Source organism: Kitasatospora sp. NPDC023118, from assembly GCF_055560875.1.
The window spans coordinates 252195-267223 of the sequence record NZ_JBVHHW010000001.1; the positions used below are offsets into that span (position 1 = coordinate 252195).

Sequence of the window (15029 nt, forward strand, 5' to 3'; positions counted from 1 at the left end):
TGGCGCGCGGGCGCGGATGCGGTGGACGCGCGTAGAGGAACGCGCGTAGAAGTCTGCCGTGCGGGCCCCGCCGCTGGATAGCCCCCCGACGTTTCCAACAGGTGAGATCTTGGCGACTCGTTCGTGACCGAGGTGGGCGGAGAAGGGGGGCGGTATGGGGTCGGGACGGTCGAAATCGGGCTACTCGGGGTCCGATTGGCTGAAACCCGGCCAACCGGACCCCGAGTCAGCCGAGGTCGGCGGAGAGCTGTTTCACCTCGCGGCCGAGTTCCGTCGCCGGGTCCGGCGCGTCCGGGCCCGCCCAGGGCAGCCAGGTTCGCGCCCGCAGGTACCCGTCCACCGCGACCGGCAGGCGGTGCCGGACGATCCGGTCCGCCACCGGCCCGGGGCCCGCCTCGCGCAACGCCGCCAGCAGGGCGTCGACCCCGGCGGAGGCGGGCAACGGGACGGTGCTCAAGTAGCCGGCCAGCGCCTCCAGCTCGGGGTCGGGTGCCCGTTCCCGCGGGGCCGGGCCGGACGGTTCCGGCCCCCGGCCGGTCGGATCCGGCCCGCGCCCGGGCACCCGCACCGACCCCGTCGGCCTCGGCGGCACGACCGGCTTCGGCGGCACCACGGGCTTGTCGGGCGGGGGCGTCGGGCCCGGGGTCAGCAGCGCGCCGACCCCGTACAGCCCGGCCACCACCCCGGGCCACCAGGCCCCGCCCAGCCCGGCGAAGTGCAGCCCCAGGCCGATGGCGCCGCCCGCGCAGCCGACCAGGTTCCGGGCCGACTCCAGGTACCGCAGGGCCTGCCGGCCGAACCCGTCACTGGTAGCCACGGATCTCCTCGAACACCCCGTCCAGCGAGCCGCCACCGTCGAACAGCTTGCCGCCGCTGATGTCCGCGACCCCCTGCAGCTGACTGACCGCCGCCTCGCCGAACTTGATCGGGAACACCGGGATCGACTTCTCGGCGGCCGGCAGCCCGTCGTGGAAGCGCTTGAAGTCGCCGTCCGTGGCGCCCTCGTTGCTCTCCCCGTCGGTCATCAGCACGATCGAGGTGAACCGGTCGTCGTTCGCCTCCTGCTGCTGGCGCTCGATCACCCGGTACGCCTGCTCCAGCGAGTCGTACAGCGCGGTCCCGCCCGAGGCCGACAGCGACTGCACGTCCGCGTTGATCGACGCCAGCTCCGCCTCCGGACCCGGCTGGCCGCCGGAGGCCGGGACGGCGTGCGTCTTCGTCCACTTCACCTGGGAGGCGAAGGAGATCAGCGTCACCTCCTCGCGGTCCCGGAAGCGGCGCACCCCGCGGGTGTCGTCCGTCCCGGTCAGCCGGCTCAGCGCCGCCTTCAGCGCGTTCAGCCGCGAGCCCTCCATCGAACCCGAGGTGTCCAGCACGTACACCGTCCGCGACGGGCGGCGCAGCTCGTTCTGGTACGAGGCCAGCAGGCCGTCCGCCACCGCCCGGGTGCCCGGGAACGGCAGCTCGCGGCGGCGGTCGGTGGGCAGCCCGGCGGCCGGGGCGGTGCCCGCCGTCACCGGGCGGCGCAGCGTCAGCTCCGAGATGCGCTGCTGCACCTCCGGCTCCAGCAGGTAGGAGGTCAGCTTCTGGAAGGACTCGCGCTCGCTCTGCGCGCTCGAGGACAGCAGCGACAGCGGGTAGTCCGCCGAGACCACGCCGTCCTGCGGACGCACCACGGTGAGCCTCTGGTCGGGCGGCAGCGTCTTGTTCAGCGACAGCAGCACCGACTCGTAGTTGACCAGGGCGCCGACCTTGCCGGGCTCGGCCTTGGTGTACGCCTGCGCCAGCCAGCCGGAGGAGCCGGAGGTCAGCTTCTGGCCCTTGAAGAACTGCTTCAGCTGCGGGGTCGCCTTCTGTACGTCCTCCTCGGTGAGCGCCGCCCCCGCGCCGGAGAACGCCGCCGCCACCGCGACCAGGGTGGAGAAGCCGGAGTTGGAACGCGACGGGTCGGACATTCCGTACGACAGCTTCCCGGCCGAGGCCGCGTCGCCGATCTGCGCCCAGGTGACCTTCGAACCGTCACCCCAGCCCAGGTCGCCCAGCACCGAGGAGCGCACCCCGACGGCCACCGGGGAGACCATCACCGGGGTCTCCGACAGCACCTTGGACCTCCCGGCCGGGTCCAGCCGCAGGTACTGGTTGGACGGGAACCAGACCGCGTCGTACTTGCCGTCCGCCCGCCCCGAGGAGACCGCGTCCGCGCCGTCCAGGGTGCCCGTCCAGGCGAACTGCACCGTCACCCCGGTGGCCTTCCTGGCGTCGTCCAGGACCGGCTGCAGGTCCTGCAGTTCACTGCCCGCCAGGATGCGCAGCACCCCGGGACGGGCGGTCAGGTCGGGGGTGGGGCCGGGACCGGGCCTGGGGCTGGAGGAGGTGCAGGCGGAGGCCGCCGCGAGCACGGCCGCCAGCGCGGCCGCGGCCCAACCGCGGTGCTTCAACCGGACGTTCACTTCGGGTTCCCCTTCGCCGCAGCGGTCAGCTTGAGCAGGTTGTCCAGCGACGGCACGGGCGACTGCTTCACCCTCGCCGCGTTCAGGTCCTGGGCGAAGACCGGCTGCTTGCCCTGCACCAGCTCGGCGAAGGCGCCGGGGCGGGCCTGCGGGCGGAAGCCGAACCTGGCCTCCAGGGTGCGCAGCGTGTCGTCGTCCTGGAGCAGGGCGGCGAGCTTCCGGCCGTTGTCGGTGCGGGCGATGATGGTGTGGTCGGAGTAGACCGTGGTGTCCGGGTACATCACCACCGTGTCATCGGTCGGCTGGCCCTGCGCCGTCATCGCGGCGACCTGGGACTCGTACCCGAACAACAACGGATTGCCGACGCCCGCCTGGAAGTCCCGGAACGGCTCGTCGCTGCTGCTCTTCTGGCCGCCCTGCATCGCGGTCGCCTGGTGCAGCACCGACCGGGAGGCGTCGACGCCCGCGTCGTCCGAGACCACCTGGTGGTTGTTCAGGACGTACGACAGCAGGGCGATGTACAGCGCACCGGAGGAGGAGCTCTCCGGGTCGGTGGTCGTGACGAAGACCGGGCCGGTCAGATCGCCGTGGCCCTGGGTGCCCGCCAGGTCCTGCCACTTGCGGTTCGCCTTGAGGTCGTTGACGTACTCGTCCATCTTGAAGGTCCAGACCTTCGAACTCTCGTCCTGCGCGGCCAGGTTGTTGTCCTTGAGGATCTTCGCCACCGGTGCGTGCGCCACCACCACCAGCGGTGAGTAGAACGGCACCAGCGGGGAGTCCTGCTGCCCCCAGTTGCGCTGGATCTCGCGGGCCGGGGCGGTGCTCGCCGGGAAGGCGAAGTCCAGGCTGGAGCTGCTCTTCGCCTGCTCGCTCATCGTCCAGGAGCCGGTCGAGTCGGCGTGCACCTCCAGACCCCGCTTGGCCAACTCGGACTTCACCTCCGGGCTTTCGAAGAAGGCGCGCTTCTCCGAACCGATCAGCCCGGTGACCGTGACCAGCTTCTTCGGGTCCCCCTTGTCGTCCGGGATCAGTGCGTACGTCACCCCGCCCAGCAGCGCTAAGGCCGCGAGCACCCCCAGAGCGCGTCTCATACCGAGCGCCTCCCCCTCGTCCGCTCCGTCATCCGGGTGGTCACCCGGGGGTGACGAGCGTCCCGCCGGGCGGGGAGCGCGGACGGACGGGACGGTGAACCGGGGGTGAACACCGCTTCACGGAATCGCATCGGCGGAGGATCCGGAGGGAGATCCGGGGGCGGTGTCCGTACGGCCGTCGCACACCGGTCCGAGGGTGTGTCAGATTGTTCAACTCGCCTTACGCCAAAGGTCATCCCGTAGTCCGGGCCCGCGTCGCGGTTACGCGCCGGTAATGCCTACCCTCAGCAGTATGCGCCGAGCAAAAATCGTCTGCACCCTCGGGCCCGCCACCGACTCGTACGACCGGATCAAGTCCCTGGTCGACGCCGGGATGGACATCGCCCGATTCAACCTCAGCCACGGCTCCCACGCCGAACACGAGGAACGCTACCGCCGCGTCCGCAAGGCCGCCGACGAGACCGGCCGGAGCGTCGGCGTCCTCGTCGACCTTCAAGGCCCGAAGATCCGGCTCGACACCTTCGCCCACGGGCCGGTACTTCTCGAACGCGGCGACGAGTTCACCATCTCCACCGACAAGGGCGTCGTGGGGGACAAGGACATCTGCGGCACCACCTACGCCGGACTCTCCGGCGACGTCAGCCGCGGCGAACGCATCCTCGTCGACGACGGCCGCGTCGCCCTCGAAGTCGTCGCCGTCGACGGGCCCCAGGTGCGCTGCCTCGTCATCGAAGGCGGACTCGTCTCCGACCACAAGGGCCTCAACCTCCCCGGCGTCGCCGTCTCCGTCCCCGCACTCAGCGACAAGGACGTCGCCGACCTGCGGTGGGGGCTGCGCGCCGGAGCCGACCTGATCGCGCTCTCCTTCGTCCGGAGCGGGCGCGACATCGAGGACGTGCACCGGGTGATGGCCGAGGAAGGGCGGTGCGTCCCGGTCATCGCCAAGATCGAGAAGCCCCAGGCGGTCGAGAACCTGGACTCCATCGTGGACGCCTTCGACGGCATCATGGTGGCCCGCGGCGACCTGGGCGTGGAGATGCCCCTCGAACAGGTCCCGCTCGTCCAGAAGCGCGCCATCAAACTGGCCCGGCGCAACGCCAAGCCGGTCATCGTGGCGACCCAGATGCTCGACTCGATGATCAACGCCTCCCGGCCGACGCGTGCGGAGGCCTCGGACGTCGCCAACGCGGTGTTGGACGGGACGGACGCGGTGATGCTCTCCGGGGAGACCTCGGTGGGCAAGTACCCGGTCGAGACGGTCAAGACCATGGGCCGCATCATCGAGGCCGCCGAGAACGACATCCTGGCGGCCGGCCTGTCCCCGCTGACCGCCGGCAGCAAGCCGCGGACCCAGGGCGGCGCCGTCGCCCGCGCGGCCGCCGAGATCGGTGACTTCCTGCACGCGAAGTATCTGATCGCCTTCACCCAGTCCGGCGACACCGCCCGCCGCCTGACCCGCTACCGCTCGCCGATCCCGGTGCTCGCCTTCACCTACGAGCCCGCTGTGCGGAGCCAACTCGCCCTCACCTGGGGCGTCGAGACCTTCCTCGGCCCGTTCGCCCCGACGACGGACCAGATGGTCGAACAGGTCGACGCGGCGCTGTTGTCGCTCGGCCGCTGCCAGAAGGGCGACATCGTCGTCATCACGGCCGGTTCGCCCCCTGGCCTGGCCGGCTCCACCAACCTCGTCCGCGTTCACCACGTGGGGACGCTGGACGCCTGACCGGGCCTTCGGGCGGCGCGGCCCTTCCAGGGGGAGGGCCGCGCCGCTGTCAGTATTTGGGGCCGATGTGGGCGTCCATGAGCGCGACGGAGTCCTTGCAGGCGATGGAGACGTTCGTAGCGCCGTTGGACCGGGAGGCGGGCTTCCACTGGACGCCGACGGCGTCGAGGGTGGCGGTGAAGAGGCCGATGATGTCGGTCGACGTGTTCGTGAAGAAGTAACGCGGGTACTCGTAGCGCTTCGTGACGCCACCAACCGTGCGGGTCGCCCAGTTGGTGATGCGGCAGCCATCGGAGTGTACGAGGCCGCGCAGGAACTGCCAGGGGAAGGCGTTCACGATCTCCTGCTGCCAGGGCGCGAGGGCGATTGACCGTAGGTGCTTCGGGCCGGGGCCGTGCTGGGGGAAGAGGCAGGGCCAGTGCTTGCTGGTGCTGACGACGCTGGTACAGCCGGGCGCGTGGACGCGCAGGACCTTGTTGTGCGGCATGACGGCGGAGACTGCCCGCTCACACTCGTCGATGAGACCGGGCCAGCCGTCGCAACAGGCGATGCGCAGGGCGTAGACCTTGCGGCGGCCCTCGCTGATGCAGCCGTCGCCTAGGTAGAGGCCGAGCAGATAGGCGTAGTCGGCACGCGGGCGCGACGGGTCGAGCCGGCCGTCGCGGACCGGGCATTCGGCGGTCATGCGCGGACTGGGGACGGCACCGGATACCCACTCGCGGATCGCGAAGCGGGAGATGCCGGTCGCGCGGCTGACTTGGCTGAAGGTCAGCCCGGATGTGTGGAGGTCGAGCGCGGGCTGGCGTGTCGCCGTGTCGTACATGGCGCTGTCAGTGCTTGGGGCCGATGTGGGTGTCCATCAGGGCGACGGAGTCCTTGCGGGCGATGGAGATGTTGACCTGGCCGGTTGGGCGGGGGATCGAGGCCTTCCATTCGACTCCGACGGCGTCGAGGGTGGCGGTGAAGAGGCCGATGATGTCGGTCGAGGTGTTGGTGAAGAAGTACCTCGGGTACTCGTAACGCTTCTTCACGCCGCCGACTGTACGGACCGTCCAGTTGGTGATGCGGCAGCCGTCGGAGTGGATGAGGCCACGCAGGAACTCCCAGGGGTGGGCGTCCACGATCTCCCGCTGCCAGGGCTCCAAAGCTATGGTGCGCTCGTGCTTCTTGCCGGGGGCGTGCTGGGGGAAGTGACAGGTCAGGTGGTTCGAGTAGAGCTTGACGTTGTGGCAGCCGCTCCGCCGGACTCGGCAGGGCTTGTTCCTCGGGAAGACCAGCCGCATCGCTTCCTCGACGGCGTCCATGACCCCCGGCCACTTGTCATCGCAGGTGATATGGAGAGTCTGGGTCCGACAGTAGTCGTCCGGCATCAGGATGTGGCCGTCACCGAGGTAGAGGCCCAGGAGATAGGCGTACGCAGGACGGTTCATCTGATCGCCGTAGCAGTGGCTACACGTGGAGCGCTTGCGGCCGGGAAGCTTGCTGCGCTTGGCGAGGTCCCGGTGCTTCCACCAGGCGACTGTGCCCTTCGGGACACCGAGGCGCCGGGCAATCTCGGCGTTGGCAACACCTCGGCGGAGGAGATGGACGGCCTCTTCGCGAATGGATCGAACTGCCATACGGGTGATCTTGAGCACCCTGCGCCGAACGCGCGGGCCAAACGGCGTTGTCTTCATCCGAACTAATGAAGATCGCCAACTGTTAGGTTGACCTAACTGGCTTTGGAATTGAAGGAAAAGTACCCCGGGTGGGATTCGAACCCACGCTGTATGGTGTTTGAGACCATTGCCTCTTCCGCTGGGCTACCGGGGCGCCCACAGTTTCGAAGGTTGCCGCCCCGACCCTGCGAGTTCAAACATACCGTGTCTAGGTACCCTCGTGCATGCAGTACCCGCCGGAACTAGGAGCGCAGTGAGCACCGCCGACGAGCAGGCACAGCCGCTTGAGACCGATTCGCCCCAGATCACCCGGATTGTGATCGCCGAGGACGAGGCGCTGATCCGCCTCGATCTGAAGGAGATGCTCGAAGAGGAGGGGTACACCGTCGTCGGCGAGGCGGGGGACGGGGAGACGGCGGTGCGGCTCGTGGAGGAGCTGAAGCCGGATCTGGCGATCTTCGATGTGAAGATGCCGGTCCTGGACGGGCTCTCCGCGGCCGAGCAGATCCACGAGAGGCACCTGGCGCCGGTTCTGATGCTGACCGCGTTCTCGCAGCGGGAGCTGGTGGACCGGGCGCGGGACGCGGGCGCGATGGCGTACATCGTGAAGCCGTTCTCGAAGTCGGACCTCGTGCCGGCGATCGAGATGGCGGTGTCGCGGTACACCGAGATGCGGGCGCTGGAGAAGGAGATCGGGGATCTCACCCAGCGGCTGGAGACCCGGAAGCTGGTGGACCGGGCGAAGGGTGTGCTGCAGACGAAGTTCGGGCTGAACGAGCCTGCCGCGTTCCGGTGGATCCAGAAGACCTCGATGGACCGGCGGATGACGATGGCGGCGGTGGCCGAGGCGGTCATCGAGGAGGGCGAGGCCCAGGACCGCAAGAAGGCGGAAGAGGGCAAGTCCGAGTAGTACGGACATGAGGAAGGGCCCGGCGGATGCGTCCGCCGGGCCCTTCTTGCGTAAAGCGGCTCAGTCCTCGCCGAGGTAGGCCTTGCGGACGGACTCGTCGTGCAGGAGGTCGGCTCCCGTCCCGGAGAGGACGATGCGGCCGGTTTCCATGACGTAGCCGCGGTCGGAGAGCGACAACGCCGCCTGGGCGTTCTGCTCGACCAGGAGGATGGTCGTACCGCTTGCCTTGAGCTCGACGATGGTGGACATGATCTTCTGCATCATCAGCGGCGAAAGACCCATCGAGGGCTCGTCGAGCATGAGCAGCTTGGGCTGGGACATCAAGGCCCGGCCCATGGCGAGCATCTGCTGCTCGCCGCCCGACAGCGTTCCCGCGGCCTGCTTGCGGCGTTCGCCGAGGATGGGGAAGAGGCCGTAGGCCCGTTCCACGTCGGCGGCGATGCCGGCCGTGTCGGAGCGCAGGAAGGCGCCGAGGAGGAGGTTCTCCTCGATGGTCATGCGGGGGAAGATGTGCCGGCCCTCGGGGGAGTGGGCCAGGCCGAGGGCGACGATCTTGTGGGCGGGGACGGTCGAGAGGTCCTGGCCGTCGAAGGCGATCCGGCCGGCGGTGGGCTTGAGCAGGCCGGAGAGGGTGCGCAGGGTGGTGGTCTTGCCGGCGCCGTTGGTGCCGATGAGGGTGGTGACCTCGCCCTGGTTGACGGTGAAGCTGATGCCCTTGACGGCCTCGATCTTGCCGTAGGCGACGCGGAGGTCCTGGACTTCGAGGAGTGCGGTCACTGGTCGGTCTCCGTAGCGGTCTCCGTAGCGGTCTCCGAGACACTCGTGTCTTCGAGCGGGGCGCCGAGGTAGGCGGTGATGACGCGTTCGTCGTTCTGGACGGTCTCGCGGTCGCCTTCGACGATCTTCTGGCCCTGGACCAGGACGGCGGTCCGGTCGCAGAGGTTGAAGATGAAGCGCATGTCGTGCTCGATGACGAGGATCGAGATGCCCTTGTCGCGGATGGCGAAGACGAGTTCTTCGGCGGCCCGGGTCTCCTGGGGGTTCATGCCCGCGGTGGGTTCGTCGAGCAGGAGCAGCCCGGGGTCGGAGGCGAGGGCACGGGCGATCTCCAGCTTGCGCTGCTCGCCGTAGGGCAGGTTGCGAGCGAGGTGGTCGGCCTTGTCGGCGAGGCCGGTGAAGGCGAGGAGTTCCATGGCCTTCTCGCGGCTCTCGGCCTCGGCGCGGTGGTAGCGGGGGCCGCGGAGGATGGCGGCGAAGATGCCTTCCTTGGTGCGGGTGTGGCGGCCGACGAGGACGTTCTCCAGGACGGTCATGTTGGCGAAGAGCCGGATGTTCTGGAAGGTGCGGGCGATGCCGGCCTGGGTGACGAGGTGGGGTTTGGGGGGCAGTTGGGTGCCGCGGTAGCGGACGGTGCCCTCGGTGGGGACGTAGAGGCCGGTGAGGCAGTTGAAGAAGGTGGTCTTGCCGGCGCCGTTGGGGCCGATGAGGCCGATGATCTCTCCCTCGCCGACGGTGAGGGAGACGTCGTTGACGGCGGTGAGGCCGCCGAAGCGCATGGTGACGCCGGTGACGTCGAGCAGTGGCGTTGCGGTGGTCATCGGGGTGGTCACGCCCCTGCCTTGGTGAGTGCGGTGGCGTCGTCGCCGGTGGGCTGGGCCGGGATGGCGGCCTCGTGGAATTCCAGCTGCCTGCGCCGGTTGGGGATGAGGCCTTCGGGGCGGACGCGCATCAGGATGATGAGGGCGGCGCCGAAGGCGAGGAGCTGGTAGTCGGAGAGGAATTCGAGCTTCTTCGGGATGAGGAAGAGGAGGGTGGCGCCGGCCAGCGGGCCGCTGATGGTGCCCATGCCGCCGAGGATGACGGCGGCGAGGAGGAAGGCGGAGTTGGGCGGCAGGGCTTCGGCGAAGGTGTACTGGTCGGGGGTGACGGTGTAGCTGACGTGGGCCTGGACGGTGCCGGCGAGGCCGGCGAGGCAGGCGCCCATGGCGAAGGCGAGCAGTTTGAGGCGGAAGCCGTTGATGCCCATGGCTTCGGCGGCGGTCTCGTCCTCGCGGATGGCGACCCAGGCGCGGCCGATGCGGGAGTTGCCGACCCGGGCGAAGACCAGCACGACCAGGGCGGTGACGAGCAGCATCAGCAGGTAGTAGTTGGAGAAGCGGCCGAGTTCGATGCCGGCGACGGTATGGGTCTTGCCGAGGTCGAAGCCGAGGATCTCCAGGTCGGGGATGCGGGGGATGCCGTTGGAGCCATTGGTGATCTTGGGGCCGGTGGTGCCGTTGAGGTTGAGCATGGTGATGCGGAAGATCTCGCCGAAGCCGAGGGTGACGATGGCGAGGTAGTCGCCGCGCAGCCGCAGGGTGGGGGCGCCGATCAGGACGCCGAAGACCATGGAGACGACGGCGCCGGTGAGCATCGCGGCCCAGAACGGGAACTGGACGTGGATGGGTGAGGCGGGGGAGCCGGAGACCAGGGCGGCGGCGTAGGCGCCGACGCCGAGGAAGGCGACGTACCCGAGGTCGAGCAGACCGGCCAGGCCGACGACGATGTTGAGGCCGAGGGCGACGGTGGCGAAGATCAGGATGTTGGTGGCGACGGAGGTGTACTGGTCGCTGCTCTGGGTGAACGGGAAGCTGGCCGCGGCGGCGAAGGCGGCGCCGGTGGTGACGGGGCGGTGCTTGACGGTCAGGGCGCGCAGTCGGGCGAGCAGGCCGGACTTGCCGAGCGCGGCGACCACGAAGCCGGCCAGCAGCAGGTAGCCGGTGAAGAGTTCGCCGTACTCGGTGTCGATGCCGAAGGTGATCGCGTACAGGCCGAGTCCGAAGGCCAGGACGATGATCAGGACCTCGACCCAGGAGGGGAGTTGGCGGGGGGCGTCGAGCGGGCGCTCGATCTTGCCCAGGCGCAGTCCGCTGTTGGCGAGGTGGCCGAGCTGGAGGAGCAGGACGGCGCCGGTGGCGATGGCGAGGGCGCCGGACAGGGCGGTCATCACCGGGGCGACGGGCTGGTCGGCGGGGATGGCGTGGGCGGCGAACCAGCCGATGGGGGCGGCCGGGACGAGCAGGAAGAGCCGCTTGTCGAGGATGCGCACGGGGACGTGGGTTCGGCGGTCGAGCGGGAGACCGAGGGCGCCGAGGACGGTGATCAGGCCGCCGGCGGCGAGGACCCAGCCGCCGGGTTCGAGGTTGGCGAGGCCGCCGAGTTCGACGGAGATGGCGGCGACGGAGTAGGCGGCGACGGCCAGGGCGCCGGTGGCGGCGTACAGGACGGCGTTGTTGCTGCGGGCGGGGGCTGCCCAGCGCAGGCCGGGGACGCCCTGGCCGGCGAGGAGCAGCAGCAGGGTGAGGACGCCGGCGATGATCGCGAGCCATTGGAGGCCGGCCGGGGAGCCGAAGTAGGTGAGGTCGCCGGGGAAGTCGCTGGTCCAGGTCCAGGACATGGCGGCGGAGGCGGCGACGGCGAGGGCGCCGAGGCCGGTGAGGGCCGCGGCGGCGCGGGCCGGCAGGGGGATGACCGTGGTGGTTTCGGTGCTGGTGGTGGTCATGGTGGTCACGCCCTGTCCGCGACGCGCTCGCCGAGCAGGCCCTGTGGCCGGACGAGGAGCACGAGGATGAGGAGTACGAAGGCCCAGACGTCCTTCCAGGCGCCGCCTCCGAAGAGGTCCATGCCGGGCAGGTGCTGGATGTAGCCGGTGGCGAGGGCTTCGGCGAGGCCGAGGGCGATGCCGCCGAGCATGGCGCCGTAGATGTTGCCGATGCCGCCGAGGACGGCGGCGGTGAAGGCCTTGAGGCCGAGGATGAAGCCCATCCGGAAGTCGACCTGGCCGCTGCGCAGTCCGTAGGCGACGGCGGCTACGGCGGCGAAGGCGGCGCCGATGGCGAAGGCCAGCACGATGATGCGGTCGGTGTCGATGCCCATCAGCTTGGCGGTGTCCGGGTCCTGGCTGGTGGCCTGCATGGCGCGGCCGGAGCGGGTGCGGGTGACGAACCAGCCGAGGGCGAGCATGCACAGCGGGGCGGCGATGATCAGGAAGAGGTCGCTGCGCTGGATGGTGACGGAGCCGAGGTTGAAGGGGTCGCCGGGGATCTTGGGGAAGACCCGGGCCTTCTTGGCGTCGGGGTAGAAGGAGAAGACGAGCTGCTGGAGGAAGATGGACAGCCCGATCGCGGTGATCAGTGGGGCGAGCCGGGGGGCGTTGCGCAGTGGCCGGTAGGCGAAGCGCTCGGCGGCGACGGCGGTGAGGGTGGAGACCAGGATGCCGGCGATCAGCATGAGTGGTAGGGCCAGCCACATGGTGGTGCCGCCGGGGAGGGCGAGGTAGGCGGTCAGGGCGCCGAAGCCGCCGACCATGACGATCTCGCCGTGGGCGAAGTTGATGAGCTGGACGATGCCGTAGACCATCGTGTAGCCGATCGCGACGAGCCCGTAGAGGGCGCCGAGGATCAGGCCGTTGGCCAGCTGCTGCGGTAGGTCGTGCACCGCTGGGCCTCCGTAGTGCGTTCGGGGGTGTCCGCGTGGGTGGTGGATGTGGGGGCGCGCGGGGGCACTCGTGGCGCCCCCGCGCGCTGGTGGAGCTGTTCCTGAGGGGCTGGTCTCCTGAGGGTCGTCAGCCTCTGAGGGCCGTCAGCCGCTGAAGGTGCCGGACTTCTCCACGGCCCACTTGCCGTCCTTGACGGTGTAGACGGTGAGCTGCTTGTTGGTGGTGTCGCCGAACTCGTCGAAGGAGACCTTGCCGGTGACGCCGTCGAAGGAGACCTGCTGGACGGCGTCGCGGACGGCGGTGCGGGCGTCGGCGCCGGTGGGGAGCTTGCCCTTGTCCTTCACGACGTTCTTGACGGCCTGGATGATGGCCCAGGCGCTGTCGTAGGAGTAGCCGCCGTAGGTCTCGTAGGCGTCCTTGTAGGCGGCCGCCTTGTAGTCGGCGATGAACTTCTTGGCGGTGTCGAGGGATTCGACGGGCAGGCCGACGGCGGTGGCGAAGTCGCCCTGGCTCTTGGGGTTGAGCTTGATGAAGTCGGCGCTCTGGATGCCGTCGCCGCCCATCAGCGGGATGTTGACGCCGGCTTCCTTGAGCTGGAGGGAGAGCGGGCCGGCCGCGGGGTACTCGCCGCCGTAGTAGACGGCGTCGGCGCCGGAGCTCTTGACCTTGGTGACGATGGCGGCGAAGTCGCGGTCGTCGGGGTTGACGTGCTCCTCGCCGGCCAGGGTGCCTCCGAGCTTGGTGAACTCGCCCTTGAAGGTGGCGGCGAGGCCGGCGCCGTAGGTCTTCTGGTCGTCGATCAGGAAGACCTTGGTCTTCTTGGCGTCGTTGTAGAGGAACTGGGCGGCGAAGGGGCCCTGGACGGCGTCGGTGGTGGCGGTGCGGAAGTAGGACTTGAAGGGGCGCTTCTTCTCGCCGCTGGCCCACTTCTCGCCCTGGCTGAGGGCGACGCCGGTATTGGCGGGGGAGATCTCGACCAGGTTCTTGTCGTCGAAGATCTGCTGCATCGACTGCGCGACGCTGGAGTTGAGCGGGCCGACGACGCCGAGGACCTTGTCGTCGGCGACCAGCTGGGTGGCGTTCTGCTGGCCGGGGGCGGGCTTGCCGGTGTCGTCCAGGGCCTTGATCTCGAACTTGACGCCGGGGACCTCGTTGGTCTCGTTCGCCTTCTTGACCGCGAGGTCCACGGAGTTGCGGATGCCGAGGCCGAGGGCGGAGAGGTCGCCGGTGAGGGGGGCGTCGACGCCGATGACGACGGTGGTGGAGGCGCTGTTGTCCTTGCTGCCGGCGCCGTCGCCGGACTTCGCACCGCGGGAGCCGCAGGCGGTGAGGCTGAGGGCGCCGATCACGGCAATGCTCACGACAACTGCTGAACGATGACGCACGAGGGTCCCCTTCGGTTCAGGAGGCGCCCGCGCCTGAGTGGCGGGAGCCGGGGTGCGCGGAGGGCCTGGCCCATTCCGGATGGCGCGGTGACTGGCCGTGACTCTAGGCGTCGTTGGGCGGCTCGGGCAGTGGTGTGAGCAGGCTGTGATTCTCTTGTTATGAGCACACGGAGCAATTGTCTCAGCATGTGGTCGTTCTGGCTCGACCGACCCTGAACTGCCGGGCGCTTACCCGCTGGTAGAGCGATGTAAGGGCCAGAAATAAGGGTTGCAGCTGGCATCGCCGATAATCGGACACTCGTGTTCGGTGCGCTGCTTTCGACCGTGCGCGTCCGGATTTCGGACAAGGGGTGTGCGGCGAAGAGGGTCCAGGGCGCCCGGAGGCCTCGGAGCCGCCGTTTTCTTGGATTTCCTACTTGTTACGCAGCGTTACAGGTGTGGGGATCGTGTCGATCGCCCCCGGACATGCCACCGCCCCCTTGTCCGGACCAACGCCTGCCCAGGGCGATGGAAGGTCAAACAAGGGGGCGGAAAAGGGGCTTGAAGTCACCCCGGTCACAACTGTTGGCAGCCGTACGGTTCTTGTCGGTTCTTGGCGCTTCAGGACTTCGCTTCAGGACCCTGACGGGGCTAAAGATCGCGCAGCATGCAGGTCAGTCGGCAGCTGGTGATCCGCTTGCCGGTGTCGTCGGTGATCGCGATCTCGTAGGTGGCGGCGGTGCGGCCCTTGAACACCGCCGTCGCCACCCCGGTGACCAGGCCGGAGGTGGCCGAGCGGTGATGGGTGGCGTTGAGGTCCACGCCCACCGCGTACCGGCCCGGGCCCGCGTGCAGCATCGCGCCGATCGAGCCCAGCGTCTCGGCCAGCGCCGCCGAGGCACCGCCGTGCAGCAGCCCGTACGGCTGCTGGTTGCCCTCCACCGGCATGGTGCCGACCACGCGGTCGCCGGAGGCCTCGACGATCCGGATGCCGAGCTTCTCGCCGAGGTGGCCGCCGGAGAAGGTCTCCGGGCTCACGCCGAGCTTGGCGAAGTGGTCCAGCACGTCCTGCGGGACCTTCAGGACGGGGGCGGTGTCGGGGGCCGCGTCGGTCATGGGGGAACTCCTGCCGCTCGGGGGTCACGTCGTCGTGCTGCCTGTGATCGTACGACCGTCCTACTCGCCGGTAGCGCCCGTGCCACCCGCCCGGCGCGGCTTTCGCCGGTGCCCCTTTTGTCGGTGCCGGGCCATAGGATCGGTGGCCGGTAGTGGAATCGGCAGGAACGGACGTTGACGTGGCTACGCAGAGTACGGACAAGGGCGCGACGGGTGGCGCTGGGGCCGGCCCCCGGCCCC

The 15029-nt window shown here is 69.4% G+C and carries 13 protein-coding genes and 1 tRNA gene; 2 read left to right on the plus strand and 12 right to left on the minus strand.

Features of this window, described 5'->3' with window-relative positions; all coding sequences use genetic code 11:
- Positions 1–226: 226 nt before the first annotated feature.
- Genes ACZ3UD_RS01125 through ACZ3UD_RS01135 form a run of 3 tightly spaced genes read right to left on the minus strand, consistent with a single transcriptional unit; the run spans position 227 to position 3541 of the window.
- Complete coding sequence (locus ACZ3UD_RS01125) at positions 227–817, minus strand: hypothetical protein (protein WP_465580885.1); 591 nt, start codon at positions 815–817, stop codon at positions 227–229.
- On the minus strand, positions 804–2450 hold the full coding sequence (locus ACZ3UD_RS01130) for an extracellular solute-binding protein (RefSeq protein WP_465580887.1): 1647 nt from the start codon (positions 2448–2450) through the stop codon (positions 804–806). Before ACZ3UD_RS01130 ends, ACZ3UD_RS01125 begins: the two co-directional genes overlap by 14 nt.
- Complete coding sequence (locus ACZ3UD_RS01135; RefSeq protein WP_465580889.1) at positions 2447–3541, minus strand: substrate-binding domain-containing protein; 1095 nt, start codon at positions 3539–3541, stop codon at positions 2447–2449. The genes ACZ3UD_RS01130 and ACZ3UD_RS01135 overlap by 4 nt, the downstream gene beginning before the upstream one ends.
- Before the next feature lie 292 nt (positions 3542–3833).
- Here ACZ3UD_RS01135 and pyk point away from each other — a divergent pair, with 292 nt between their 5' ends.
- Positions 3834–5264, plus strand: a complete 1431-nt coding sequence (gene pyk, locus ACZ3UD_RS01140; RefSeq protein WP_465580891.1) for a pyruvate kinase — start codon at positions 3834–3836, stop codon at positions 5262–5264.
- Positions 5265–5313: 49 nt separating this feature from the next.
- Here pyk and ACZ3UD_RS01145 read toward each other — a convergent pair whose 3' ends face one another.
- The 3 genes from ACZ3UD_RS01145 to ACZ3UD_RS01155 form a co-directional block, all read right to left on the minus strand.
- Positions 5314–6087 (minus strand): transcriptional regulator, encoded by a 774-nt coding sequence (locus tag ACZ3UD_RS01145; protein ID WP_465580893.1) that lies wholly within the window; start codon positions 6085–6087, stop codon positions 5314–5316.
- A 7-nt stretch (positions 6088–6094) separates the two neighbouring features.
- Positions 6095–6883 carry a helix-turn-helix domain-containing protein gene (locus ACZ3UD_RS01150; RefSeq protein WP_465580895.1) on the minus strand — a complete coding sequence of 263 codons (789 nt, stop codon included), beginning with the start codon at positions 6881–6883 and terminating at the stop codon, positions 6095–6097.
- Positions 6884–7003: 120 nt separating this feature from the next.
- A tRNA-Leu gene (locus ACZ3UD_RS01155) sits at positions 7004–7076 on the minus strand.
- A 99-nt stretch (positions 7077–7175) separates the two neighbouring features.
- On the opposite strand from ACZ3UD_RS01155, the gene ACZ3UD_RS01160 reads away from it, so the two are divergent.
- Complete coding sequence (locus tag ACZ3UD_RS01160; RefSeq protein ID WP_380417163.1) at positions 7176–7832, plus strand: ANTAR domain-containing response regulator; 657 nt, start codon at positions 7176–7178, stop codon at positions 7830–7832.
- A 60-nt stretch (positions 7833–7892) separates the two neighbouring features.
- On the opposite strand, the gene ACZ3UD_RS01165 is transcribed toward ACZ3UD_RS01160, so the two are convergent.
- From ACZ3UD_RS01165 to ACZ3UD_RS01190, 6 genes are all read right to left on the minus strand, one after another.
- A complete protein-coding gene (locus ACZ3UD_RS01165; RefSeq protein ID WP_465580897.1) occupies positions 7893–8609 on the minus strand; it encodes an ABC transporter ATP-binding protein in 717 nt (238 codons plus the stop codon).
- Positions 8606–9430 carry an ABC transporter ATP-binding protein gene (locus tag ACZ3UD_RS01170; protein ID WP_465581369.1) on the minus strand — a complete coding sequence of 275 codons (825 nt, stop codon included), beginning with the start codon at positions 9428–9430 and terminating at the stop codon, positions 8606–8608. The genes ACZ3UD_RS01165 and ACZ3UD_RS01170 overlap by 4 nt, the downstream gene beginning before the upstream one ends.
- 8 nt (positions 9431–9438) lie before the next feature.
- Complete coding sequence (locus ACZ3UD_RS01175; protein ID WP_465580899.1) at positions 9439–11373, minus strand: branched-chain amino acid ABC transporter permease; 1935 nt, start codon at positions 11371–11373, stop codon at positions 9439–9441.
- Between the two features lie 5 nt (positions 11374–11378).
- Complete coding sequence (locus ACZ3UD_RS01180; RefSeq protein WP_465580901.1) at positions 11379–12308, minus strand: branched-chain amino acid ABC transporter permease; 930 nt, start codon at positions 12306–12308, stop codon at positions 11379–11381.
- A 144-nt stretch (positions 12309–12452) separates the two neighbouring features.
- Entirely contained in the window at positions 12453–13694 is a 1242-nt protein-coding gene (locus tag ACZ3UD_RS01185; RefSeq protein ID WP_465580903.1) for a branched-chain amino acid ABC transporter substrate-binding protein, read from the minus strand.
- 630 nt (positions 13695–14324) lie between these two features.
- Positions 14325–14789, minus strand: a complete 465-nt coding sequence (locus tag ACZ3UD_RS01190) for a PaaI family thioesterase (RefSeq protein WP_380609392.1) — start codon at positions 14787–14789, stop codon at positions 14325–14327.
- Between the last annotated feature and the right edge of the window lie 240 nt (positions 14790–15029).

Excerpts from the sequence above, each read along its gene's own strand:
- ACZ3UD_RS01150 (WP_465580895.1), bottom strand. The coding sequence starts at position 6,883 with ATGGCAGTTCGATCCATTCGCGAAGAGGCCGTCCATCTCCTCCGCCGA.
- ACZ3UD_RS01190 (WP_380609392.1), bottom strand. The coding sequence starts at position 14,789 with ATGACCGACGCGGCCCCCGACACCGCCCCCGTCCTGAAGGTCCCGCAG.
- ACZ3UD_RS01170 (WP_465581369.1), bottom strand. The coding sequence starts at position 9,430 with ATGACCACCGCAACGCCACTGCTCGACGTCACCGGCGTCACCATGCGC.
- pyk (WP_465580891.1), top strand. The coding sequence starts at position 3,834 with ATGCGCCGAGCAAAAATCGTCTGCACCCTCGGGCCCGCCACCGACTCG.
- ACZ3UD_RS01145 (WP_465580893.1), bottom strand. The coding sequence starts at position 6,087 with ATGTACGACACGGCGACACGCCAGCCCGCGCTCGACCTCCACACATCC.
- ACZ3UD_RS01135 (WP_465580889.1), bottom strand. The coding sequence starts at position 3,541 with ATGAGACGCGCTCTGGGGGTGCTCGCGGCCTTAGCGCTGCTGGGCGGG.
- ACZ3UD_RS01175 (WP_465580899.1), bottom strand. The coding sequence starts at position 11,373 with ATGACCACCACCAGCACCGAAACCACCACGGTCATCCCCCTGCCGGCC.